The following is a 23,048-nucleotide window of genomic DNA, read 5'->3' as shown; positions in this document are numbered from 1 at the left end:
AAATTCATCTTCAAGTTTGGGAAGGCATCGACAGATGGCAAAAGTGATTGTGGTGACCTCTGGCAAGGGTGGCGTCGGCAAGACGACGACCAGCGCCAGCTTTTCTGCCGGCCTCGCCTTGCAGGGGCACAAGACGGCAGTCATCGATTTCGACGTCGGCCTGCGCAATCTCGATCTCATCATGGGTTGCGAGCGCCGCGTGGTGTACGACCTGATCAACGTGATTCAGGGCGAAGCGAACCTCAATCAGGCGCTCATCAAGGACAAGGCCTGCGAGAACCTGTTCATTCTGCCCGCCTCGCAAACGCGCGACAAAGATGCACTCACGCAAGCGGGCGTCGAGAAGGTCATCAAGGACCTGACCGACATGGGCTTCGAATACATCGTGTGCGATTCGCCGGCCGGTATCGAGTCGGGCGCACTGCTCGCCATGCACTTTGCCGACGAGGCACTCGTGGTCACGAACCCCGAAGTGTCGTCGGTGCGCGATTCCGACCGCATTCTGGGCATTCTCTCTTCGAAGACCAAGCGTGCGATCGAAGGCAGCGAACCCATCAAGGAGCACCTGCTCATCACCCGTTACAACCCGAAGCGTGTCAACGACGGCCAGATGCTGTCGCTCGAGGACATTCAGGAAATCCTGCGAATCAAGCTCATCGGCGTGATTCCGGAGTCGGAGTCGGTGTTGCATGCCTCGAATCAGGGCACGCCGGCGATTCATCTCGACGGCACCGACGTGGCTGACGCTTATCGCGACGTGGTGAGCCGATTCAAGGGCGAAGACAAGCCTATGCGCTTTACCGACTATCAAAAGCCGGGACTGTTGCAGCGCATTTTTGGCTCGAAGTAAGGAGCGCCCATGTCCTTCCTGTCCTTCCTCCTGGGGGAGAAGAAAAAGACCGCCGCCGTTGCCAAAGAGCGCCTGCAGATCATTCTGGCGCACGAACGCGCGGGCTCGTCGCCGCCGGCTGATTACCTGCCGGCCCTGCAACGCGAGCTGGTCGCCGTCATCTCCAAGTACGTCAAAATCGCACAAGACGACATCAAGGTCAGCGTCGAGCATCAGGACAACCTCGAAGTGCTCGAAGTCAAGATCGAACTGCCGCAAACCTGACCGGTGACTGCAAGCCGGCGCCGTCGATACCTCGTGGGCGCCGGTAAGTAATGTGCGCATAGACGAAAGCCCGCCACCCTCACTTCAGGGCGGCGGGCTTTCGTCGTGCCTATGCGAGCGTTCCGCGTTCTTCGGCGGCGTTCATCAAAACTTGTAGTCGGGATTCTTGGAATCGAACGTCGCGTCGGTCCATTGCGCCTTGCGTACGTTCTCGAAGCGCATTTCCTCGACCTTTTGCCCCGACGCGTTCCACGCTTCAATGCCGCGGGGAAACCCGGTCTTCAGGTCGAGCAGCACGCGCGACTTGTTCGCGTAGTGTTGCGGCGGGCCGGACGGCGCATCCCATTCAAGTGCGAGCACACGTGTGCCATGCAATTCGGATACCGAAATACGTGCGGGTTTGTCGGGGAGACCTTCGGCACGAAAGCTGCGTCCGTCATGCGCAATCTGCTCGGCAATGAACGCGAAGCCGAGGTCGCGCACCGTATGGTTCGATTGCGAGCGCGCGAGCGGGCCGTCGATACTGCTCCAGATGGACGCGAAGCCGAGAATGCCGCCGAGATGGCCGTACATCTCCTTGGGGTTCCGCGTCTCGTCGTAGAGGATTTCCTGACCCGCGTGGGCGCCGCCAGGCAGCCATTTCGCGTAGATCTGCAACGGCTTCTCGCGAATCTTCACCAGCATGCGGTCGGGCGTCGTTTGCCACTGGTCGTTGATGCGCTCGTGGCGCGTCAACGCGTACTGATATTCGGGCAATGCGGCCGATTCGGCTTTCAGAAACCGCACGAGCGTGTCGGGCTGCAGGGCCTGCATCCGCGCGACGATCTGGTCGTCGCGCATGGCCGCCAACTCGCCGCTCTTGATCGCGCGGGACAACCATTGCGTTTGGGCGGCGACAGGCATGGCCGCCAATTTGGCGATCTCGGCATCGGGGGCTGCGGCATTGCCTGATGCGATCGCATCGGACCTGACGGACGACGCGCCGCCGGGGAGCGCGGGGCGGGGTATCGCGTCGCTTTGAGCGAGGGCGCTGGGCGCACTCAGCGCGGCGGCGCCGGCGACGAGCGCCATCGGCAGCCAGGCGAGGGCCAGCGCGATGTGGCCGAAGCGAGGGGCGTGCATCCATTGGCGAAGGTCGCGTGCGCGACGTCCATTGGGGGCGGTGGCATGAGAAGCGTGGTGCATCGACATGTTGGTTGTCTCCCTGAATCGATGGCGCGCCGGGGCTCTCGGGGGGCTTCGGCGCGGGATGCCGGAACGATGGCTGGCATTCGGGGCGACGGTGGGGTGTCGACCCTGGACGGCCATCTCGACGCGGCGCGCGCGGGGATCGCCCGCGTGAATGCGCCGCGCGGTGCGCTCACGCGCTGCGCTGCGGGGGCGAAGTGGACGCAGTGGACGCAGAGGGCGCAGAGGGTGCAGAGGGCGCAGTCGGTGTCGGCGCCGGCTCGCGCAGTTCGCGCCGCAGGATCTTGCCGACAGTCGTCTTGGGCAGTTCGCCCTGACGGAATTCCACGATGCGAGGGACCTTGTAGGCGGTCAGGTGCTCGCGGCAGTGGGCGAGAAGGGCGTCGGCGTTCAGGCGGGGGTCCTTGGCGACGACCACGAGCTTTACGCGTTCGCCGGCGACCGGGTCCGGCACACCCACCGCTGCCGCTTCGCGCACGCCGGGGTGCAGCATCACGACGTCCTCGATTTCATTCGGATAGACGTTGAAGCCGGACACGAGAATCATGTCCTTCTTGCGGTCGATGAGCCGCACGTATCCGCGCTCGTCCATCACGCCGATATCGCCCGTGAGCAACCAGCCTTCGGCATCGAACGTTTTGGCGGTGTCTTCCGGGCGCTGCCAGTAGCCGCGCATGACCTGCGGGCCGCGCACGCACAACTCGCCCGGCTCGCCCAGCGCGGCCCACGTGCCGTCCTCGCGCTTGAAGCGCACCTCGGTCGACGGGGCGGGCAGGCCGATGGACCCGGTGAAATCGACGTCCTCCATATGGGCGATATCGATCGGGTTCATCGTGACGATGGGCGAGCACTCGGTGAGGCCGTAACCCTCGATGATCGGTTTGCCCGTGACTTGCTTCCATCGCTCGGCGATGGCGCGCTGCGTTGCCATGCCACCCGCGAGCGATAGCTTCAGGCGGGAAAAGTCGCGCGCGCGGAAGTCCTCGTTGTCGAGCAGGCCGTTGAACAGCGTGTTCACGCCCGTGACGCCGGTGAATGTCTCGTTACGGATGATGTAGACGACCTTCTTCACATCGCGCGGGTTCGCGATCAGAATGTTGCGCCCGCCCAGACTCATGAAGACGAGGCAGTTCACCGTGAGCGAGAGGATGTGATACATGGGCAGCAGCGACAGATTCACTTCCACGTCGCCGTCGAGTTGGTCGGCGGCCCATGCCTCGGTTTGCAACAGGTTGGCCAGCACGTTGCCGTGGGTGAGCATGGCGCCCTTGGCGACGCCGGTGGTCCCGCCGGTGTATTGGAGAAAGGCGAGGTCGTCGCGCTTGAGCGGCACCGGCGCGCGCGGGTGCTTCGCCCCCTCGGCGAGTGCGCTGCGCAGCGAGATCGCCTGCGGCAGGTCGTAAGGCGGCACCTGCTTCGCCACCCGTCGCATGATGAAGTTCACGACGCGCCCCTTGACGTTCACGCCGGGGCCGAGCAAGTCGCCGATCTGAGTGACGAGTACGCGGCGCACGTCGGTGCCGGGAATCGCGTCCTGCACGATCTTCGCGAAGTTCTCGAAGACGACGATCGTTTGCGCACCGCTGTCCTGCAATTGGTGCTTCAGCTCGCGAACGGTGTATAGGGGATTGACGTTGACGACTACGGCGCCGGCGATGAGCGCGCCGAACAGGCAGATGGGGTACTGGAAGCAATTGGGCATCATGAGCGCGACGCGCTCGCCCTTGTGCACCCCCTGCGCTTGCAGCCAAGCGGCGAACGCCGATGCCTGACGGGCAACCTCGGCGTAGGTGATCTCGCTGCCGAGACTCACGAACGCGATGCGCTCACGGTACTTGTCGATCCATTCGTCGAAGGCCTGCACGAGCGACGTATAGCGCGTCACGTCGATGTCGGCCGGAACACCGGGGGGATAGGCGTTGAGCCACACGCGCCCCTGCTGCACAGCTTGATCCATCGTAGTCTCCCTTGAGGACGTTGTGCACTGACACCCGCTGCCGGTGGGCCGCTCTGATGGCGACTCGCCTCCGAAGGCGGGGTCGTGTCTGTGACTGCCCCTGTAATGCGTTCTCCTTACTCCTTTATCCTTTCTCCTTTACCGCTCCAGCATCGCGACCACACCTTGTCCGCCGGCTGCGCAAATCGAGATCAGGCCACGTCCCCCACCCCGCTCGGCGAGTTGCTTGGCGAGGGAGGCGAGAATGCGTCCACCGGTTGCCGCGAACGGGTGTCCGCAGGCGAGTGAACTGCCGTTCACGTTCAGGCGTTGACGATCGATGCTGCCCAGTGGCGCGTCGAGTCCCAGTTTTTCGCGGCAGTACTGCGGGTCTTCCCATGCCTTGAGCGTGCAGAGCACCTGCGCGGCGAACGCCTCGTGAATTTCGTAGAAGTCGAAGTCCTGCAGGGTGAGTCCCGCTTGGGCGAGCATGCGCGGCACGGCATACGCGGGCGCCATGAGCAGGCCTTCTCGCTGAGTCTCGTCGGGATTGAAGAAGTCGACGGCAGCCGTCTGCGAATAGGTCAGATAGGCGAGTACCGGCAGGTTGTGCGCATGCGCCCAGTCCTCGCTCGCGAGCAGCACGCACGAGGCGCCATCGGTGAGCGGCGTCGAGTTACCGGCCGTGAGCGTGCCCGTGGCGCTGCGCTCGAACACGGGCTTGAGGCTGGCCAATGTCTCGATCGTGAGGTCGGGCCGCAGATTGTTGTCTCGCTGCAGGCCGCGAAATGGCGTCATCAGATCGAGGAAGAAGCCGCGCTCATAGGCTGCGGCCAGATGACGATGACTCCCGAGCGTGAGTTCGTCCTGCGCGCTGCGCTCGATTTGCCAGCGCTGGGCCATCAACTCGCAGTGCTCGCCCATCGACAGGCCCGTGCGCGGTTCGCCGTTGCGCGGTAATGCCGGCTTGAACAGCATGCCGGGACGCACCTTCGCGAGCGCGCCGAGCTTGCCGCCGGTACTGCGCTGCCGGTTGGCGTCGAGCAAGATCTTGCGTAGCGCCTCATTCACACCGATGGGTGCGTCCGAGGCGGTGTCGACCCCACCGGCGATGGCCACATCGATCTGGCCGAGCGCAATCTTGTTGCCGGTCAGGATGGCCGTCTCCAGCCCTGTGCCGCACGCCTGCTGAACGTCATAGGCAGGGGTCTGCGGGGCGAGCGTTGTCGAGAGCACCGATTCTCGCGTGAGGTTGAAGTCGCGGGCGTGCTTGAGCACGGCACCCGCAGCGACTTCGCCCAGACACTGGCCGTGCAGCGCGAACCGGTCGACAAGGCCCTGAATCGCAGCAGTGAGCATGTCTTGGTTCGACGCTGTTGCGTACGCGGTGTTCGAGCGCGCAAACGGGATGCGGTTGCCACCGAGGATTGCCACGCGGCGCAGGGCTGGGGAGGGCGCAGTCGGTTTGTAGGCGCTCATGAAAGGTCCGGTTCTAAAGGCGTTGACGAGATCGGCGCCGCTTGCCACCGGCCGCGCAGGTGCGGCACAGTGCCCGCTGCGTCGCGCAGTTCGAAGAGGCCACCTTCCGGGTCGCACCAGAGCGTCGCTTCGCCTGGCAAGCGCAGCGGCGTTTTGAACTCGACGAGAAGATCGAGGTGTTGTGCGCGGGCGGGCAACACAGCGGCGAGCGATCGCGCGAAGCTCCACATGCCGTGAATGATCGGACGCGGGAAGCCGAACAGCCTGGCCGTGATTGGCCACAGGTGGATCGGGTTGTAATCGCCTGACACGCGCGCGTACCGACGGCCCAGGTCGCCCGGCACTTCCCATGTGGCCGTCTTCGCAAGCGTGGCGTTGGCGCGCAACTCGGCGCGAAATGGTTCGCCGAGTGCGTCTCTTACGCCCGTGCGCAGGTACAGGCTCTCGCCCGTCCACACAATCGTTGCGCCGCGGCGCGCGGTGGTGAGCACCGTGAAGACTTGCCCCTTGTCGTGCGCGAACAGCGGTCCGCACCGGACGTCGAGGTCGAGCCGGTCCCCGGCCGCGAGCGTTGCGTGCGCACGGATGCGATTGGCCAGATGCACCATGCCGAGCATGGCGAACGGGAATGCGCGGTCCGTCATCAGCAACATATGCAGCGGGAACGCGAGCAGATGCGGCCATGTCGGCGGAATGCCGTGAGCCTCCGAGAAGCCGCACAGGCGGGCGTAACGGGCGATGTCGTTCGCGTCGAGCACCACGTCGCGTCGCTCGAAAGCCAGCGGCGGTAGCGGTTGCGCCAGCGCCGGTTTGCGAGACGAGAGCAGCGCGCGCAGATACAGATGGAGCGGGTGGGGCAGGTGCGTGACGTTGGTCGCGCTGGGCTCGTGGGCAGGTCGCGACGACACGGCGCCTGAGGGATCGTGAGGGCGGTCGTTGGGCATGGTCATGCTCCGAGCAGGCTCTGGCCGCACACGCGCACGACCTGTCCCGTCAATGCACCCGAGCACGGATGCGCCAGCCAGGCAATGGTCTCCGCCACGTCGACCGGCTGGCCGCCCTGGCCAAGCGAGTTCATGCGGCGTCCGGCTTCGCGAATGGCGAACGGCACGGCGGCCGTCATCTGCGTCTCGATGAAGCCGGGGGCAACGGCATTGATGCTGATCTGGCGTTCGGCGAGCACCGGCGACCACGCTTCGATCATGCCGATCACCGCAGCCTTGGACGCGGCGTAGTTCGTCTGCCCGCGATTCCCAGCGATACCGCTGATCGATGCCACGCCGACGATCCGGCTGCCGGCGCGCAGCATGCCGGCGTCGAGCAGCGCCGTGTTGAGACGTTGCGGCGCACCGACGTTGATGTCGAGCACGCTTTGCCATTGCGCCTCGCTCATGCGCACGAGTGTCTTGTCGCGCGTGATACCGGCGTTGTGCACGAGCACGTCGAGACCCCGCGGCGCGTGGGTCGCCAGATGCGCGCGCAGCATGGCGCCCGCCTCGGGGGCGGCAATGTCGCACGTGAGCGCGCTGCCTTCGAGGCGCAAGGCCACCGCCTCGAGCGCGGCCTGCGCGGTGGGGATGTCGACGCACACGACATGAGCGCCGTCGCGTGCCAGCACGGTGGCAATCGCTTCGCCGATGCCGCGTGCTGCGCCCGTCACCACCGCGACCTGTCCGCTCAGCGGACGCCGGTCGCGCATTGGCGGCGTTGGGAAAACGGGGTCTTGCAGGGTGACGGCCTGACCGCTCACATACGCGGCGCGCGGCGAGAGGAAGAAGCGGAGTGTGGAGTGCAGGGCGTGCCGGGCGCCCGGTGCGACGTAAAGCAATTGCGCCGTGGCCCCGCGTTTGAGTTCCTTGGCGAGCGAACGGACGAAACCCTCCAATGCGCGTTGCGCAACACGGGCCTGAGGCTTGGACGCCAGCGTTGGGGGCAGGCCCAGCACGAGCACGCGGGCACACCGGTCGAGCGAGGCGACGGTGCCGTGGAAGAACGAGTAAAGCGCTCGCAGGTCGTCGGTACTGGCGATGGCGCTTGCATCGAACAGCAAGGCCTTGGGTCGTACGCCTTCGTCCGCGTTGAAGCGCCCGCTCATCGTGCCTGCGGCGTTGGCGTGCGAAATCCAGTCGAGTCGCTCGGCGTGCGCAAGGCTGGGTATGCCAAGGGAGTGCAAGTCGCGGGCGAGGTCGGGCAACAGGGGCGCGTTACCGGCGCCACCCACAACGGCGAGGGGCGCGGGCAGTGGGGCTGCCTCGCCGTGCGCGTGGGGGGCGGGATCGGGGTAGGGCGGCATCCGCTCGAGCGGCACGGGACGCGGCAGTCCCAGCGCGTTGGCGAGGCGGCTGCCCACGGCGGAGTTGGCGAATGCAAGGTATCGGTCGGACGTCGTCACGGCGCGGAAATCCTCAGCGTGGGGGTCAGTGGGCGGGCGGCGCGTCTCACGAGAGGAGCGCTTCGCCAGCAGTTTCCGGTTGTTGGGCGTGTTGGGCGTGTTGCAGGTCGGCGAGCCTTCCGAAGTCGGCCGGGAAATCGTCCACGGCCACGGCTCGCGCCGCAAAGTCTGCATACTGGGCGAGCACCCGCTGTTCCTCCGGGCTCACGAGCTGGCGCGTCGCCGCTTGCTCCACCCATTCGGCGAATGCGGGCAGACTCTGTGGCATCGCCGGCAGACGTCCGTCCTTGACCGCTGTGCGCAGACGCTGTTCGATGGCGGTGACCTGCGGTGTCATCTGGAAAACAATCTCGCCGTAGGCCAGCCCGTCGATCTCAGGGCGCGGCGAGTAGCTGCCTGCCACGAGGCGTTCGCGTGCCTCGCCCGGCGTTTGCATCAGCGCGGCCACCCGAGCGCCCAGCGCATCGGACGGCTTGGCGTAGGGCAGACCGAGCGGCGTGAGCTTCCAGCGCATCCACCAGGCAACGCCGCGCGAAGGATAATTCGCCAGCACGCCTTCGAAGGCTTCGCGGGCCTGCCAGAGCGCGTCTTGCGCGGCCCAGTGCACCAGTGGCAGATCGGCCTGGGGACGGCCTTCGTCCTCGTAGCGCTTGAGCGTCGCAGTCAACAGGAAAAGTTGGGACAGAATGTCGCCCAGCCGTCCGGTGATGCTCTCGCGGCGCTTTAGCGAACCGCCGAGCACTGCCATCGAGACGTCGGTTGCAATGGCGAGGAGCGTCGACATGCGATTCGCGGCGCGGTAGTACGCGTGCAGTTCGGGCGCGGCGTTCGACGGGACGGCGGAGAAGCGGGCGTGCGTGATGCCTTGCAACGCACCGCGCACGACGTTGCTCGTGACGAAGCGCAAATGACCGAAGAGGGCGTCGTCGAAGGCGCGCACGGCGGCGGCCGGATCGGCCGTTTGCGCGGCGGTGAGTTCCTTGAGTACGTATGGGTGGCAACGGATCGCGCCCTGGCCGAAGATCATCAGGCAGCGCGTCATGATGTTTGCGCCCTCGACGGTGATCGAGACCGGGATCTGTTGATAGGCGCGCGCAAGGAAGTTGTTCGGCCCCATGCAGATGCCTTTGCCTGCAACGACGTCCATGCCGTCGTTTACCACTTTGCGTGCGCGTTCGGTCACGTGGTATTTCGCAATGGCAGAGATGACCGAGGGCTTTTCGCCGAGATCGACGGCGAGGGCGGCCATGCGGCGCGCGGCGTCCATCGCGTAGAGATTCCCGGCCATGCGCGCCAGGGCTTCCTGAACGCCTTCGAACTTGCCGATCGGCGTGCGGAATTGACGGCGCACTGCCGCGTACGCACCCGTGGCACGCACGGCGAGCTTCGAGTAGCCGACGTTCGACGACGGCAGCGAGATCGCGCGGCCGGCGGCGAGGCACTCCATCAACATTCGCCAGCCCGTGCCGACCTGCGCCTGACCGCCGATCACCCAGTCGAGCGGAATGAACACGTCGTTGCCGGCGTTGGGGCCGTTCTGAAACACTGCGTTGAGCGGCCAATGCCGGCGACCGATCTCCACGCCGGGATGGTTCGTCGGGATCAGCGCGCAGGTGATGCCCGGCGCGTCGTTGTCGCCCAGCAGGTGGTCGGGGTCGAGCGCGCGGAATGCGAGACCGAGCACGGTGGCGATCGGGCCCAGGGTGATGTAGCGCTTGCTCCACGTAACACGGAAGCCCAGCGTTTCGCGGCCCTCGTATTCGCCGCGGCAGACGATGCCAATGTCGGGAATGGCGGCGGCGTCCGAGCCGGCGTAGGGGCTCGTGAGCGCAAAGCAGGGAATCTCTTCACCCTTCGCCAAACGCGGCAGGTAGTAATTTTTCTGCGCCTCGGTGCCGTAGTGGAGCAGCAGCTCAGCCGGACCGAGCGAGTTCGGCACCATGACGGACACGGCAGCCGCCGAGCATCGCGAGGCCAGCTTCATCACCACTTGAGAGTGCGCGTATGCCGAGAATTCAAGACCGCCGTATCGCTTGGGGATGATCATTCCCAGAAAGCCGGCGTCCTTTGCGTATTGCCACGCCTTGGGTGGCAGATCCTGCCAGATCTGCGTGCTTTCCCAGTCGTTGGACAGGTCGCACAGGTGCTCGACCTCATTGTCCATGAACGCCTGCTCCTCATCGGAGAGCGCGGGCGCGGGAAGTGCCATGAACTTCTGCCAGTCGGGGCGCCCGGAAAACAGGTCGGCGTCCCACCAGACGGTACCGGCTTCGATGGCGTCTTTCTCGGTGTCGGACATTTCCGGCATGATGGTGCGGAATTTCGCGAGCAGCGGCGCCGTGACCCACGCACGGCGCAGCGCACCGATGCTCAGGATCAGCGCTGGCACGATGAAAACGAGCGCAAGTACCCCGCTCGCGATCGTTCCCGTCAACCCTGCCGCGACGCCTGCACCCACCCAAAGCACGCTCGCCGTCAGCCACTGCCAGGCATGGGCGCGATAGAAAAGCAGGGCACTCACGCCCGCGACGAACGCAAGAATCCAAATGGCCATCATGTTCTCCTCCCTTACGGTTAGCCTTCCCCGCCGGTGCTTCCTGCCGTGCCCGCGCATGGCGCTTCGCCATGCGCGGCAAACGGATGGCGCGTGAGGCTGTCGGCTTGGTGTCCTCTGGCAGTGGTTGCTGGCATGATGCGCAGCTCGAACCGACGAGGGCGTTGTTGTTGGTGCGTGCGGCGACGGGTTGCGGCACGGGAGTGCGAGCGACGCGTCGAGACCGCGATTTCGGATGACGACCCGCGCCGGTTGCGAAAGCGAGGCTCGGCGCAGCGATGCAACGTGCGTTCGGGCACGACTTCAGCCCGTCTTGCTCAAGTCTTCGCCAAGGGCCGCTGTCACGCCCGCGTCCCAGGTCAACCGCTCAAGGCAACCGCTCAAGGCAACGACTCAAGGCAACGACTCAAGGCAACCGCTCAAGGTAACCTTTCAAGGCAACTTCTCAGTCCCCATCCAGCCCGCGTCTCGAGTTCACGTCGCGAGCGCATGTCTCAAAGCTGTTTCTCGGGCCGGCGTCTCGGGCCTATTGCGTCAGAATCCACATTTCAGGCGCTCGCGAGCGAGCAACCGTTGCCGCTGGCCGCCGGCCCGCCGCTCTCATCGTGGGGCGTTGGGCTAGGGGGGGCCGATTCATGCCCCGCCTCACGCGGTGGCGTGATGTCGACATCCTTCGCGAGCGCAAAGACGGCGGCGAAGCTTGCCAGTTGTTCCTCGCCCGGCATCGGGGCCCTGAGCGCCGCGACCATGAGTGCAGTCAGGCGCGCCACGACTTGCAGGTCGCCCATCGGCTGGCCTTGCGCGAACGTGTCGATCAGACGGGAGGTGTCGCTGCTTGCGAGGACGCCAGACAGGGCCTGAAGCGCGAAGTGCAGCCGCCAGCCCAGTTCCTGACGCGGCAACTCGGGCAGCGATCGGGCGAAGGCGTCGAAGAAGCGTTCGAAAACCGGGGCGTAGTGCTGCTGCAAATAGTCGCGGATAAATGGCGAAGGATCGGCGTAGACGCGCCCGAGCAGGCGCAGAAACGCCGGACCGCCAATCTCTCGATGATGCGAAATGGCGAGCGCGGGAATGAACATCGCCCCCAACACGTGTTCGCACGTGAGTTGCGGCGCAGGCCACGCCGCTTCGGCGCGGGTCAGCAGCGCGAGACGCTCCTCGTTGAGTTGGTCGAGCCGTCGCGAGAGCATGGCCTGGAGCAAGGTTTCCTTGCTGCCGAAGTGGTAGTTCACGGCGGCCAGATTGACCTCGGCGCGCGACGTGATCTGGCGCAACGACATGGCTTCGTAGCCGTATTCGATGAAGAGGTCTTCCGCAGCATCCAGGATGCGCAGCTTGGTATCGCCGGCGTGTCGGCCGGCCGAAAGGCGTGGGCTCACGAAGCACCTCCAGTGAGACGCAGCGTCGCGCCGCGCCATTGCAATGAACCGATGTTTCATTCAAACGTTCGATTGAATTCTAGGCCGTCAGCGGACATCCCCCAAGATCTTTTCGTGGACGGGACCCTCTAAAGCATGGTTCCGGTCGATGGGGCGCGCCTGGAGAGGTCGGGCGCCTGGAAGGCGTGTGAAGGCAAAATGGTCCGATTTCCCGGAATTCCGGCCGGAAAGTCTGGATGCGGGGCAATAGTTTGCTAAAATGTCCCGCTTTGTGCGCAAAACCAATTTGGCGCTACCCCAAAAGTTGGTTGGGGGCAGGAGGGAAGCCGGTGTCGCATCGTCGGCTCCGGCCCAAGGTTGATTAACTGACAGGGTCCGCTTGTGGCATTCCCTCGCCGCAACACAGAACGACCCTCTGGATGGACAAATATCCTCATGACTATCGCTGTTGAAAACCTCGGCAAGCTCGAGCGCCGCTTTACCATCGCCCTGCCCAAGCAGGAAGTCGAAAAAGAAGTTGCAGCCCGCATTCAGAAGCTGTCGAAGACGGTTCGCATGCCGGGCTTCCGTCCGGGCAAGGTGCCCCTGAAGATGGTGACCCAGCAGTACGGCGGTCAGGTCGAAGCCGAGGTCGTGAGCGACAAGGTCGGCCAGCAGTTCTTCGACATCAGCAAGGAACAGGATCTGCGCGTGGCCGGTCAGCCGCGCTTTGCGCCCAAGGCTGACGCTGCCGAGACCGAGTACGCATTCGACGCCACGTTCGAAATCTATCCCGAAGTCAAGATCGGCGATCTGGCGGGCGCCGAAGTCGCCCGCACCACGACCGATGTCTCGGAAGCCGAGATCGATCGCACCATCGACATTCTGCGCAAGCAACGCGTGCACTACCACGTGCGCGGCGAAGCCGGCGCCCATGGCGACGGCGGCGCGATCGAAGCCAAGGACGGTGATCGCGTGACGGTCGACTTCGTCGGCAAGCTCGACGGTGAAGTGTTTGCTGGCGGTAGCGCCGAAGATTTCGTCTTCGTGCTGGGCGAAGGCCGCATGCTGCCCGAGTTCGAGACGGCTACGCTGGGCCTCAAGGTCGGCGAGTCGAAGTCGTTCGATCTCAAGTTCCCCGACGACTATCACGGCAAGGAAGTGGCGGGCAAGACGGCCACGTTCACCGTCACGCTGAAGAAGGTTGAGTGGGCGCATCTGCCGGAAGTCGACGCAGAGTTCGCCAAGTCGCTCGGCATCGCCGACGGCAGCATCGAAAAGATGCGCGCCGATATCAAGGAAAACCTGTCGCGCGAAGTGAAGCGTCGCACGCAGGCGTTGCTCAAGGATCAGGTGATGAATGCGCTGATCTCGGTGGCGGAACTCGACGTGCCCAACGCGCTCGTCGCGCAGGATCAGGAGCGTCTGGTGGCCATGGCGCGCCAGGACCTGACGCAGCGCGGCGTGCCGAACGCGGCCAATGTGCCGATTCCGGCTGAAATGTTCAAGGAACAAGCCGAGCGTCGCGTAAAGCTGGGCCTGATTCTGGCCGAACTGGTCAAGCAGAACGACCTGCAGGCCAAGCCGGAGCAGATCAAGGCCGAAGTCGAAGAGTTCGCAAAGAGCTACGAAGACCCGCAAGAAGTCGTCCGCTGGTACTATGGCGATCAGCAGCGCATGGCGGAAATGGAAGGTTTCGTGGTCGAGAACAATGTTGTCGAGTTCGTCCTGGGTAAGGCCAAGGTGATCGACAAGCAGGTCAGCTTCGAAGAGTTGGCTGGCAATACGCAAGCCTGATCGAACGCGGCACGACCGACTGAACCGCTGCGGCCGCAAGGCCGTGGCGGTTCTTTTCCAAAGGGCCTTCGAGCCTCCTCCCTGCGGCGCGCAAAACCATCTCGATAGAAGGGTCGAACCGATATGATTACCCGTTCCGAATTGCTCGCCCAACTCGCTTCCCCGACGCACAACTCCGCCCTCGAAACGCAAGGCCTTGGCCTCGTGCCGATGGTCGTCGAGCAAAGTGGTCGTGGCGAGCGCGCTTACGATATTTATTCGCGGCTCCTCAAGGAGCGCATCATTTTCCTGGTGGGCGAGGTCAACGACCAGAGCGCCAACCTCGTCGTCGCCCAGTTGCTGTTCCTCGAGAGCGAAAATCCGGACAAGGAAATCTCGATGTACATCAACTCGCCGGGCGGTTCCGTCTCGGCGGGCCTGGCGATTTACGACACCATGAAGTTCGTCAAGCCGCCCGTCTCCACGCTATGCCTGGGCATGGCCGCGAGCATGGGCGCCTTCCTGCTTGCCGCCGGTGAGAAGGGCAAGCGCTTTGCGCTGCCGAACGCCCGCATCATGATTCACCAACCGCTCGGTGGTGCACGGGGACAGGCCTCGGACATCGAGATTCACGCTCGGGAAATCCTGTTGCTCAAAGACCGGTTGAATCGTCTGCTCGCCGAGAACACCGGTCAGTCGCTTGAGGTCATCGCGCGCGATACCGACCGCGACAACTTCAAGTCGGCGGCCGATGCCGTCGAGTACGGATTGATCGATCGCGTGCTGGAAAAACGTCCCTGATTCGGCGACGAATTCGGGGTGCGGGACGGCAAGCACGTTGGCGCGACACCGGGTTGTGTTGTTGTCGAATGCCCGCCCAACCGCGCCAAGTCTTTGTCGTAAAAGGGAATTTATTGCCGTCGCGGGTGGGCCACACGCTCGCGCGGCATGGCGTTACAATGGACTTCACGTATGCCGCGTTTGCCGCCCCGGCGGGGGACGACCGGGGCGCAAATTGCTAGCAGGCTGACACAGATATGGTGGATAAAAAAAGCACTTCCAGCGGCGAAAAGCTGCTCTACTGCTCCTTCTGCGGAAAGAGTCAGCACGAGGTCAAGAAGCTCATCGCGGGGCCGTCCGTATTCATCTGCGACGAGTGCATCGATCTGTGCAATGAGATCATCCGCGACGAGGCCGCTGCGGCCGAAGACGAGAGCGGCAGTGGCGGCAAGTCCGACCTGCCTTCGCCGCAGGAAATTCGTGAGAGCCTCGATCAATATGTGATCGGTCAGGACCGTGCCAAGAAAATCCTGGCGGTTGCGGTCTACAACCATTACAAGCGACTGAAGCACCTCGGCGACAAGCGCGACGAGGTCGAACTCTCCAAGAGCAACATCCTGCTCATCGGGCCGACCGGCTCGGGCAAGACGCTGCTCGCGCAGACGCTCGCCCGTCTGCTCAACGTGCCTTTCGTGATTGCCGACGCCACCACGCTGACCGAAGCCGGTTATGTGGGGGAAGACGTCGAAAACATCATTCAGAAGCTGCTGCAGAACTGCAACTACGAGATCGAGCAGGCGCAGAAGGGCATCGTCTACATCGACGAAATCGACAAGATCAGCCGCAAATCGGACAATCCGTCGATTACCCGCGACGTGTCGGGCGAGGGCGTGCAACAGGCGCTGCTCAAGCTGGTCGAAGGCACGATGGCCTCGGTGCCGCCGCAAGGGGGCCGCAAACACCCGAATCAGGATTTCATCCAGGTCGACACGACGAACATTCTGTTCATCTGCGGTGGCGCGTTCGATGGTCTGGAAAAGATCATCATGAACCGCACCGAGAAGACGGGGATCGGCTTCGGCGCGACCGTCAAGACCGGCGAAGAGCGCGATGCCGGCGAGTTGCTGCTCGAGGTCGAGCCGGAAGATCTGATCAAGTTCGGCCTGATCCCCGAGTTGATCGGCCGTCTGCCGGTGGTTGCCACGCTGGGTAAGCTTGATGAAGACGCGCTCGTGACCATCCTCGTCGAACCGAAGAACGCACTGGTCAAGCAATACCAGCGCCTGTTCATGATGGAGGGCGTGGAACTGGAAATCCGTCCGGGGGCGATGCACGCGGTGGCGCGCAAGGCCATCAAGCGCAAAACCGGCGCGCGAGGGTTGCGCTCGATCATCGAACAGGCACTGCTCGAGGTGATGTACGAACTACCGTCGCTCAAGGGGGTTACCAAGGTGATCCTGGACGAAAACGCGATCAGCGGCGACGGGAAGCCCCTTTTGATCTATCAGGAGTCGCCCAAGGTTGCCGGCTCCAATTGAACGGTCAACTCAGCGCTACCCGAAGCCGTTCATGGAAACATGGACGGCTTTTTTTCCTTCATACTAGTGCCAACGGGCAATGAAACCCCGAGTGGTGCACCTTGTCGGCGAAAGGGCTGTTTCCACCCTCTTGTAATTCGCGCCGGCGGCCTCAATTAGCTGGAACACAACGGTATCGTTAAATATGGGGAACGAGATGTCAGGCACCCAAATCCTCCCGCCCGAAGCGATTCAACTGCCCCTGTTGCCTTTGCGCGACGTGGTCGTGTTTCCGCACATGGTGATTCCCCTTTTCGTGGGGCGTCCGAAATCGATTAAAGCGCTTGAAACCGCCATGGAAGGCGGCAAGCACATCATGCTGGTCGCGCAAAAGGCGGCGGCCAAGGATGAGCCCACGTCCAAGGATCTCTATGAGATCGGCTGCGTGGCGAACATCCTGCAAATGCTCAAACTGCCCGACGGCACCGTCAAGGTTCTGGTCGAAGGGATTCAACGCGCCCGCACCCTGAGTGTGGACGAAGAGGAAACCCAGTTCACGTCGGAAGTCATGCCGCTCGAACCCGATGACGGTAACTCGCCGGAATCCGAGGCGCTGCGTCGTGCGATCGTGGCGCAGTTCGATCAGTACGTGAAGCTCAACAAGAAGATTCCGCCTGAGATCCTGACATCGCTGTCGGGCATCGACGAGGCTGGCCGTCTGGCGGACACCATTGCGGCTCACCTGCCGCTCAAGCTCGAGCAGAAGCAGAAGATTCTGGAGATGTTCCCGGTCATCGAGCGTCTTGAGCACCTGCTCGCGCAGCTCGAGAGCGAGATCGACATTCTTCAGGTGGAAAAGCGTATCCGTGGCCGCGTGAAGCGCCAGATGGAGAAGAGTCAACGCGAGTACTACCTGAACGAACAGGTCAAGGCGATCCAAAAGGAGTTGGGCGAAGGTGAAGAAGGCGCAGATCTCGAAGAGCTCGAGAAGCGCATCAAGGCCGCCCATCTGCCGAAGGAAGCCAAGAAGAAGGCCGACGCGGAACTCAAGAAGCTCAAGCTGATGTCGCCGATGTCGGCCGAAGCAACCGTCGTGCGCAACTATATCGACACGCTGGTCGGTCTGCCGTGGCGCAAGAAGAGCAAGGTGAACAACGATCTGTCGAACGCCGAACGCGTGCTCGACGAGGACCACTTCGGTCTCGAAAAGGTCAAGGAACGCATCCTTGAGTATCTTGCCGTGCAACAGCGCGTGGAGAAGGTCAAGGCTCCGATCCTGTGCCTGGTCGGCCCCCCGGGCGTTGGCAAGACCTCGCTCGGTCAGTCGATCGCACGTGCCACGAACCGTAAGTTCGTGCGCATGGCGCTGGGCGGCGTGCGTGACGAGGCTGAGATTCGCGGTCACCGTCGCACGTACATCGGGTCGATGCCGGGCAAAATTCTGCAGAGCCTGTCGAAGGTCGCGGTGCGCAATCCGCTGTTCCTGCTCGACGAAGTGGACAAGATGGGCATGGACTTCCGTGGCGACCCGAGTTCGGCGCTGCTCGAAGTGCTCGACCCGGAGCAGAACCACACGTTCTCGGATCATTACGTCGAAGTCGACTTCGATCTGTCGGACGTCATGTTCGTGGCCACGTCGAACTCGCTGAACATTCCGGCGCCGCTGCTTGACCGTATGGAAGTGATTCGCCTTTCGGGCTATACGGAAGACGAGAAGGTCAACATTGCCCAGCGTTACCTGCTGCCGAAGCAGAAGAAGAACAACGGGCTGAAGGAAGGCGAGATCGAACTGGCGGAATCCGCGATTCGGGACATCATCCGTTACTACACGCGCGAAGCCGGTGTACGTTCGCTCGAGCGTGAAATCTCGAAGATCTGCCGCAAGGTCGTGAAGATGCTGTTGCTCAAGAAGGTCGAAGGCTCGTCGATCAAGGTCGATGCATCGAATCTCGACAACTTCCTGGGCGTGCGCAAGTTCGACTTCGGTCTGGCCATGAAGGAGAACCAGATCGGTCAGGTCACGGGTCTGGCGTGGACGGAAGTGGGTGGCGACCTGCTGACCATTGAAGCCGCGCTGATGCCGGGCAAGGGCAACATCATTCGCACGGGTTCGCTGGGCGATGTGATGAAGGAGTCGGTCGAAGCCGCACGCTCGGTGGTGCGCTCGCGAGCCCGTCGCCTTGGCGTGACGGACGATCAGTTCGAGAAGAAGGATATTCACATTCACGTGCCGGAAGGTGCGACGCCGAAGGATGGCCCGTCGGCGGGGATCGCCATGACGACGGCCCTGGTCTCGGTGCTCACCGGGATTCCGGTGCGGGCGAATGTGGCGATGACCGGTGAGATCACGCTGCGCGGCGAAGTGTTGCCGATCGGCGGGCTCAAGGAGAAGTTGCTGGCGGCTCATCGTGGCGGCATCAAGCTCGTGTTGATTCCGGAAGAGAACGTGAAGGATCTCGCAGAGATTCCCGACACGGTCAAGAATGCGCTGGAGATCGCGCCAGTGCGTTGGATCGACAAGGTACTTGAGCTGGCGCTGGAGCACGCACCGACGCCGCTGCCCGACGAGGAGCCGAAGGCCGCGCCTGTCGCGCCGACGACGGATGCGAGCGGCAAGCAGGAGGTCATTAAGCACTGACGGTCATTTTTCGCTGGCGCGCGACGGGCGGTTCCGCCGTGGCGCGCCGTGCGAGAAGTTGCGCAAAAGCTCGGGGTTTTCCCCGGGCTTTTTTTGTTCACGCAAAGTGCTCGGAAATAGACGCCGGAAATCGCAGATTCAGGAGTGCTTCCTATGCGGCCGAAAGGGCGGAAAACGGCTTGACATCAGGGTTTTCGGCTTGTCTAATGACAAAGCCGACGGGACCTCGCAGATCAATGTCAAGGCGCGCATAGAGCGCCTCCGCGGCGCAATCGCCTACTATCCTTGCAAGGGGGTTACAGTGAACAAGACGGAACTGATCGATCATATCGCGAGTGAGGCAGACATCTCGAAAGCGGCTGCCGGCCGTGCACTTGATGCATTGATGGGTGCGGTAAAGAAAGCGCTGAAGAAGGGGGACGCAGTGACGCTGGTGGGTTTTGGCACGTTCCACGTGGCCAAGCGCGCGCCGCGCATAGGTCGTAATCCGCGTACTGGTGACGAGATCAAGATCAAGGCAGCGAAGGTTCCGAAATTTCGCCCTGGCAAACAGCTCAAAGATACGTTAAACTAATTCGCTTTCCTGCTTCGGTAGGAAGTTGCAGCAAGAACAACGCTTGAATCGGGAACGGGTGCTTAGCTCAGCTGGTAGAGCGGCGCCCTTACAAGGCGTAGGTCGGGGGTTCGAACCCCTCAGCACCCACCAGTTCCAGATCTTGGGGAGCGGTAGTTCAGTTGGTTAGAATACCGGCCTGTCACGCCGGGGGTCGCGGGTTCGAGCCCCGTCCGCTCCGCCAAATTGTGAAAAGGCGAACTTCGGTTCGCCTTTTTTGCCATATGACGTCCTAAGACGTATCCAGACGGATTATCCGATTTCGTATGTTCGACTTTATCCGCCGTCATCAACGATTGGTTCTCATCTTCCTGACGGTGTTGATCGTGCCGTCTTTTGTCGTGTTTGGCGTTCATGGCTGGCAAGAGTACGCCGCCGACGCCGGTACGATCGCCAAGGTCGGCGATCAGACCGTGACGCGTCAGGAGTACGACAGCGTGCTTCGCGCGCAGACCGAGCGCATGCAGCAGATGTTTGGCGGTGCGGTCGATGCGAGTCAGATCAATACGCCCGAGATGCGCGGCGCTGTGCTCGATAACTTGATCCAGCAGAAGCTTCTCACGCAGGAAACGCTCAAGAAGCATTTGGCCGTGCCCGACGCGCAGGTGCGTGAGGCATTACTCGCCATTCCGGCGATTGCCCAGTTGCGCCGCCCGGACGGCTCGATCGATCAGGCCAAGTACGAACAACTCCTCTCTGCGCAGAACCTCACGCCGCAGCGACTCGAAGCGCAAATTCGTTTCGAGCTGGCGTCGAACCAATTGCCGACGAGCGTGCAGGCGAGCGCCATGTTGCCGAAGACGGTGCTCGAGCGCTTCACTCAATTGCGTGCTCAGCAGCGCGACGTGTCGACGCTGACCTTCCCGGTTACCGACTACGCCGGCAAGATCGTGCCGACGCAGCAGCAGATTCAGGCGTACTACGACGCACACAAGGCTGCCTTCCAGACGGCAGAATCGGCCGAGATCCAGTATGTCGTGCTCGATCCGAAGGCGATTCCGGCATCGGCGCAGTCACCGGCGAGCGACGACGTGCTGCGCAAGATGTACAACGACAATCTCAAGCAATACACGACACCGGAAGAACGTCGTGCGTCGCACATTCTGATCGCTTCGCCGGCCGATGCGTCGCCCGCCGATCATGCCAAGGCGAAGGCCAAGGCCGACGCTTTGCTCGCGCAGATCAGGAAGCACCCGGACGACTTTGCCAAGCTGGCCAGCGAGAACTCGGAAGACCCGGGTTCGAAGGCCAACGGTGGCGACCTGGGCTTCTTCACGCGCGACGCGATGGTCAAGCCGTTCGCCGATGCCACGTTCGCACTCAAGAACGAGGGCGACGTGAGCGACGTGGTCAAGAGCGACTTCGGGTATCACATCATCAAGCTCACCGGTATCAAGCCTGCGCACACCCAGTCGTTCGACGAAGTGAAGGGGACGCTGGCCGATCAGTATCGTCAGCAGGAATCGGCGAAAGCCTACGCCAAGCTGGCTGACCAGTTCACCAATGCGGTGTACGAGCAGCCCGATAGCTTGCAACCGGTCGCCGACAAGCTGAACCTGAAGGTGCAGACCGCGAGCGTGACACGTAGGCCGGATCCGTCGCAGGCAAAGAGCCCGCTGGGCAACGAGAAGCTGCTCAAGGCCGTGTTCGGCGACGAGGCCCTCAAGAACAAGCGCAATACCGAGGCGGTCGATGTCGGTCAAGGTGTGTTGGTGTCGGCGCACGTGGTGAATTACCACCCGGCAGCAACGCCGCCGCTCGCGCAGATCGAGGCGCAGGTCAAAGAGAAGGTTGTGGCCGATCTGGCAGAGCAAGCGGCGACGAAGGCCGGTGAGGCCAAGCTCGACGCCCTCAAGAAGGGAGGCGATGCTGCCTTCGGTGCCGTGCAGACCGTTTCACGTGACAATCCGGGCAAGCTGCCGGTGCCAGCGCTGAGCGCGATCTTCAGCGCCGACACGGCCAAGTTGCCCGCGTATGTCGGCGTGGCGCTGGGCGAGGGGCAAGGCTATGCGGTGTACCGTATCAGCAAGGTCACGCAGCCGGCGACACAGGACGCACAGCGTCTTGCCGCCGAGACGCAGCAACTCAACCAGTTGGCGGCTCAGGCTGAGTGGAACGCCTGGTTGGGCGACCTGCGGGCGCGCTCGAAGGTCAAGGTGCTCAACGATGTCACCAAGTCGGCATCCTGATCCGGCGACAGGCGGATCGATGCATGGATAAGAAACGCGGCCAATCGGCCGCGTTTTTTTATGCGCCGGGGGATGGCGACCGGGGGTGCGTCGCTTTGGCGGGGGCTTGAGCGGTGCGTTTGAGCAACGGTTTCACCGTCGGCCAGACGTTTTGCAGCATTTGCGGATGCGCCTTGGCAAGCGGATGAATCTGATCCTGCTGGAACCAGTCGGGATGTTCGGCGACGCCGGCCAGAAGGAACGGCACGTAGCCGGTCTTTTCCTGCTTGGCGAGCGTGGAGAACATCGTGAAGAACTGCTCGCTGTAGTCGGGGCCGTAGTTCGGCGGAATACGCATGCCGATGACGATCACGCGGCTGCCTGCCTTGCGCGCGGCGACGATCATCTCGCGCAGGTTGCTGCGCGTGAGGTCAAGCGCAATGCCGCGCAGTGCATCGTTGCCGCCGAGTTCCAGGACGGTGATGGCGGGATGATACCGCGCCAGCAGCGGCGCCAGCCGCGCGCGTCCGCCGCTGGTCGTGTCGCCGCTGATGCTCGCGTTGACGACGTTATAATCGAAGCCGCTTTGCGTGATCGTCTGCTGCATCAGATTGACCCAGCCCGCGCCGCGCGCGATGCCATACTCCGCCGAAAGGCTGTCGCCTACGACCAAAATCGTCGGCGCATCCGAACTTGCCGCGTTCGCGGCGGTCCCTGAGAGCATGCACCAGCCTACGAGGGCTGAGGCGGCCAATTTCAAGAACTCTCTTCTTGCCATGTCGATTTCCGAAAACGTAATTGAGGTGCGGGGGCTGGGCAAACGGTTGCGCGACGCTACCGGTGAACTGGTCATTTTGCAGGATATCGATTTCTCCGTCGCGAAGGGCCAGAGCGTGGCTATCGTTGGCGCGTCGGGTTCCGGGAAGTCCACGCTGCTCGGCCTGATGGCCGGACTCGACACGGCGACCGACGGCAGCATCACGCTGCTGGGCAAGTCGCTCGGCGATCTCGACGAAGAGGGCCGGGCCGCGCTGCGTCGCGGTGCCGTCGGCTTCGTCTTCCAGTCGTTTCAACTGATGCCGCATCTGAGCGCACTTGAAAACGTGATGCTACCGCTCGAGTTGCTCGGTGAGACACGTGACGTGCGCAATCGTGCCATTAATTTGCTTGAGCAAGTGGGGCTGGGCGCTCGTCTGACGCATTACCCGAAGCAACTCTCGGGCGGCGAACAGCAGCGCGTGGCGCTGGCGCGCGCCTTTGTCACGGAACCCACAGTGTTGTTCGCCGACGAGCCGACAGGCAGTCTGGACACGGCGACGGGGGAGCGGGTCATCGACCTGATGTTCTCGCTCAACGAGGCGAGCGGCGCGACGTTAGTGCTCGTGACGCACGATCTGGCGATTGCGCAACGTTGCGATGCGACGGTACAGCTCGCTGGCGGGCGACTGGTCAAGGGTGTGTCCGCCTGACGCGTACGCGTAGGGTCGGAAGCCTCGGTGAGTGCTGCCGTCACCGTTTGCCCGCAGCGGCACAGC

Annotated in this window: 17 protein-coding genes and 2 tRNA genes; 11 read left to right on the top strand and 8 right to left on the bottom strand. The window is 63.1% G+C overall.

From position 1 onward, the window contains the following. Positions 1-34 precede the first annotated feature (34 nt). Positions 35-850, top strand: coding sequence for a septum site-determining protein MinD (gene minD / locus ACE3UG_RS01345; protein ID WP_374618540.1), 816 nt, complete (start codon positions 35-37; stop codon positions 848-850). Positions 851-859: 9 nt separating this feature from the next. Continuing rightward, positions 860-1,114, top strand: a complete 255-nt coding sequence (gene minE, locus ACE3UG_RS01340; protein ID WP_010808102.1) for a cell division topological specificity factor MinE — start codon at positions 860-862, stop codon at positions 1,112-1,114. A gap of 144 nt (positions 1,115-1,258) precedes the next feature. On the opposite strand, the gene ACE3UG_RS01335 is transcribed toward minE, so the two are convergent. The 7 genes from ACE3UG_RS01335 to ACE3UG_RS01305 all read right to left on the bottom strand — a co-directional run bounded on the left by ACE3UG_RS01335 (position 1,259) and on the right by ACE3UG_RS01305 (position 12,081). Next, positions 1,259-2,305 carry a DUF1571 domain-containing protein gene (locus ACE3UG_RS01335; protein ID WP_374618536.1) on the bottom strand — a complete coding sequence of 349 codons (1,047 nt, stop codon included), beginning with the start codon at positions 2,303-2,305 and terminating at the stop codon, positions 1,259-1,261. Positions 2,306-2,474: 169 nt separating this feature from the next. Then, on the bottom strand, positions 2,475-4,259 hold the full coding sequence (locus ACE3UG_RS01330) for an AMP-binding protein (RefSeq protein ID WP_374618534.1): 1,785 nt from the start codon (positions 4,257-4,259) through the stop codon (positions 2,475-2,477). A gap of 138 nt (positions 4,260-4,397) precedes the next feature. Beyond that, positions 4,398-5,717: an acetyl-CoA C-acetyltransferase gene (locus ACE3UG_RS01325; RefSeq protein WP_374618532.1), complete on the bottom strand. Its 1,320-nt coding sequence runs from the start codon at positions 5,715-5,717 to the stop codon at positions 4,398-4,400. After that, positions 5,714-6,661, bottom strand: a complete 948-nt coding sequence (locus tag ACE3UG_RS01320; RefSeq protein WP_374618530.1) for a MaoC/PaaZ C-terminal domain-containing protein — start codon at positions 6,659-6,661, stop codon at positions 5,714-5,716. The genes ACE3UG_RS01325 and ACE3UG_RS01320 overlap by 4 nt, the downstream gene beginning before the upstream one ends. Before the next feature lie 2 nt (positions 6,662-6,663). Next, positions 6,664-8,109 carry a 3-oxoacyl-ACP reductase gene (locus ACE3UG_RS01315; protein WP_374618528.1) on the bottom strand — a complete coding sequence of 482 codons (1,446 nt, stop codon included), beginning with the start codon at positions 8,107-8,109 and terminating at the stop codon, positions 6,664-6,666. 46 nt (positions 8,110-8,155) lie between these two features. Further along, a complete protein-coding gene (locus ACE3UG_RS01310; RefSeq protein WP_374618661.1) occupies positions 8,156-10,663 on the bottom strand; it encodes an acyl-CoA dehydrogenase in 2,508 nt (835 codons plus the stop codon). Positions 10,664-11,211: 548 nt separating this feature from the next. Beyond that, the gene (locus ACE3UG_RS01305; protein ID WP_374618658.1) at positions 11,212-12,081 is read right to left on the bottom strand and encodes a TetR/AcrR family transcriptional regulator; all 870 of its coding nucleotides are present in this window, start codon (positions 12,079-12,081) and stop codon (positions 11,212-11,214) included. A 396-nt stretch (positions 12,082-12,477) separates the two neighbouring features. Between ACE3UG_RS01305 and tig the strand changes: the two genes are divergently transcribed. The 8 genes from tig to ACE3UG_RS01265 all read left to right on the top strand — a co-directional run bounded on the left by tig (position 12,478) and on the right by ACE3UG_RS01265 (position 21,534). Beyond that, entirely contained in the window at positions 12,478-13,818 is a 1,341-nt protein-coding gene (gene tig, locus ACE3UG_RS01300) for a trigger factor (RefSeq protein WP_374618526.1), read from the top strand. A 126-nt stretch (positions 13,819-13,944) separates the two neighbouring features. Next, entirely contained in the window at positions 13,945-14,598 is a 654-nt protein-coding gene (gene clpP, locus ACE3UG_RS01295) for an ATP-dependent Clp endopeptidase proteolytic subunit ClpP (RefSeq protein WP_374618656.1), read from the top strand. A 236-nt stretch (positions 14,599-14,834) separates the two neighbouring features. Next, complete coding sequence (gene clpX, locus ACE3UG_RS01290) at positions 14,835-16,115, top strand: ATP-dependent Clp protease ATP-binding subunit ClpX (protein ID WP_374618525.1); 1,281 nt, start codon at positions 14,835-14,837, stop codon at positions 16,113-16,115. 196 nt (positions 16,116-16,311) lie between these two features. Continuing rightward, positions 16,312-18,732: an endopeptidase La gene (lon, locus tag ACE3UG_RS01285; protein WP_374618523.1), complete on the top strand. Its 2,421-nt coding sequence runs from the start codon at positions 16,312-16,314 to the stop codon at positions 18,730-18,732. Positions 18,733-19,033: 301 nt separating this feature from the next. Continuing rightward, positions 19,034-19,306 carry an HU family DNA-binding protein gene (locus ACE3UG_RS01280; protein WP_374618654.1) on the top strand — a complete coding sequence of 91 codons (273 nt, stop codon included), beginning with the start codon at positions 19,034-19,036 and terminating at the stop codon, positions 19,304-19,306. A gap of 56 nt (positions 19,307-19,362) precedes the next feature. Further along, positions 19,363-19,438: transfer RNA gene (locus ACE3UG_RS01275), tRNA-Val, on the top strand. A 14-nt stretch (positions 19,439-19,452) separates the two neighbouring features. After that, positions 19,453-19,529: transfer RNA gene (locus ACE3UG_RS01270), tRNA-Asp, on the top strand. 82 nt (positions 19,530-19,611) lie between these two features. Further along, positions 19,612-21,534: a SurA N-terminal domain-containing protein gene (locus ACE3UG_RS01265; protein ID WP_374618521.1), complete on the top strand. Its 1,923-nt coding sequence runs from the start codon at positions 19,612-19,614 to the stop codon at positions 21,532-21,534. Between the two features lie 58 nt (positions 21,535-21,592). Here ACE3UG_RS01265 and ACE3UG_RS01260 read toward each other — a convergent pair whose 3' ends face one another. Beyond that, a complete protein-coding gene (locus ACE3UG_RS01260) occupies positions 21,593-22,237 on the bottom strand; it encodes an arylesterase (RefSeq protein ID WP_374618519.1) in 645 nt (214 codons plus the stop codon). A 52-nt stretch (positions 22,238-22,289) separates the two neighbouring features. Here ACE3UG_RS01260 and ACE3UG_RS01255 point away from each other — a divergent pair, with 52 nt between their 5' ends. After that, positions 22,290-22,982: an ABC transporter ATP-binding protein gene (locus ACE3UG_RS01255; RefSeq protein WP_374618517.1), complete on the top strand. Its 693-nt coding sequence runs from the start codon at positions 22,290-22,292 to the stop codon at positions 22,980-22,982. Positions 22,983-23,048 lie beyond the last annotated feature (66 nt).

The sequence above is a fragment of the Pandoraea sp. genome (genome assembly GCF_041919235.1).
Classification (GTDB): domain Bacteria; phylum Pseudomonadota; class Gammaproteobacteria; order Burkholderiales; family Burkholderiaceae; genus Pandoraea.
Note: the sequence above shows the minus strand (reverse complement) of the source record. Positions and strands in the feature narration are given on the sequence as shown.

Coding starts and splice junctions, on each gene's coding strand:
- ACE3UG_RS01310 (WP_374618661.1), bottom strand. CDS start 10,663: ATGGCCATTTGGATTCTTGCGTTCGTCGCGGGCGTGAGTGCCCTGCTT.
- ACE3UG_RS01320 (WP_374618530.1), bottom strand. CDS start 6,661: ATGCCCAACGACCGCCCTCACGATCCCTCAGGCGCCGTGTCGTCGCGA.
- lon (WP_374618523.1), top strand. CDS start 16,312: ATGTCAGGCACCCAAATCCTCCCGCCCGAAGCGATTCAACTGCCCCTG.
- ACE3UG_RS01265 (WP_374618521.1), top strand. CDS start 19,612: ATGTTCGACTTTATCCGCCGTCATCAACGATTGGTTCTCATCTTCCTG.
- ACE3UG_RS01325 (WP_374618532.1), bottom strand. CDS start 5,717: ATGAGCGCCTACAAACCGACTGCGCCCTCCCCAGCCCTGCGCCGCGTG.
- ACE3UG_RS01260 (WP_374618519.1), bottom strand. CDS start 22,237: ATGCTCTCAGGGACCGCCGCGAACGCGGCAAGTTCGGATGCGCCGACG.
- tig (WP_374618526.1), top strand. CDS start 12,478: ATGACTATCGCTGTTGAAAACCTCGGCAAGCTCGAGCGCCGCTTTACC.
- ACE3UG_RS01335 (WP_374618536.1), bottom strand. CDS start 2,305: ATGTCGATGCACCACGCTTCTCATGCCACCGCCCCCAATGGACGTCGC.
- minD (WP_374618540.1), top strand. CDS start 35: ATGGCAAAAGTGATTGTGGTGACCTCTGGCAAGGGTGGCGTCGGCAAG.
- minE (WP_010808102.1), top strand. CDS start 860: ATGTCCTTCCTGTCCTTCCTCCTGGGGGAGAAGAAAAAGACCGCCGCC.
- clpX (WP_374618525.1), top strand. CDS start 14,835: ATGGTGGATAAAAAAAGCACTTCCAGCGGCGAAAAGCTGCTCTACTGC.
- ACE3UG_RS01305 (WP_374618658.1), bottom strand. CDS start 12,081: ATGGCGCGGCGCGACGCTGCGTCTCACTGGAGGTGCTTCGTGAGCCCA.
- ACE3UG_RS01255 (WP_374618517.1), top strand. CDS start 22,290: ATGTCGATTTCCGAAAACGTAATTGAGGTGCGGGGGCTGGGCAAACGG.
- ACE3UG_RS01330 (WP_374618534.1), bottom strand. CDS start 4,259: ATGGATCAAGCTGTGCAGCAGGGGCGCGTGTGGCTCAACGCCTATCCC.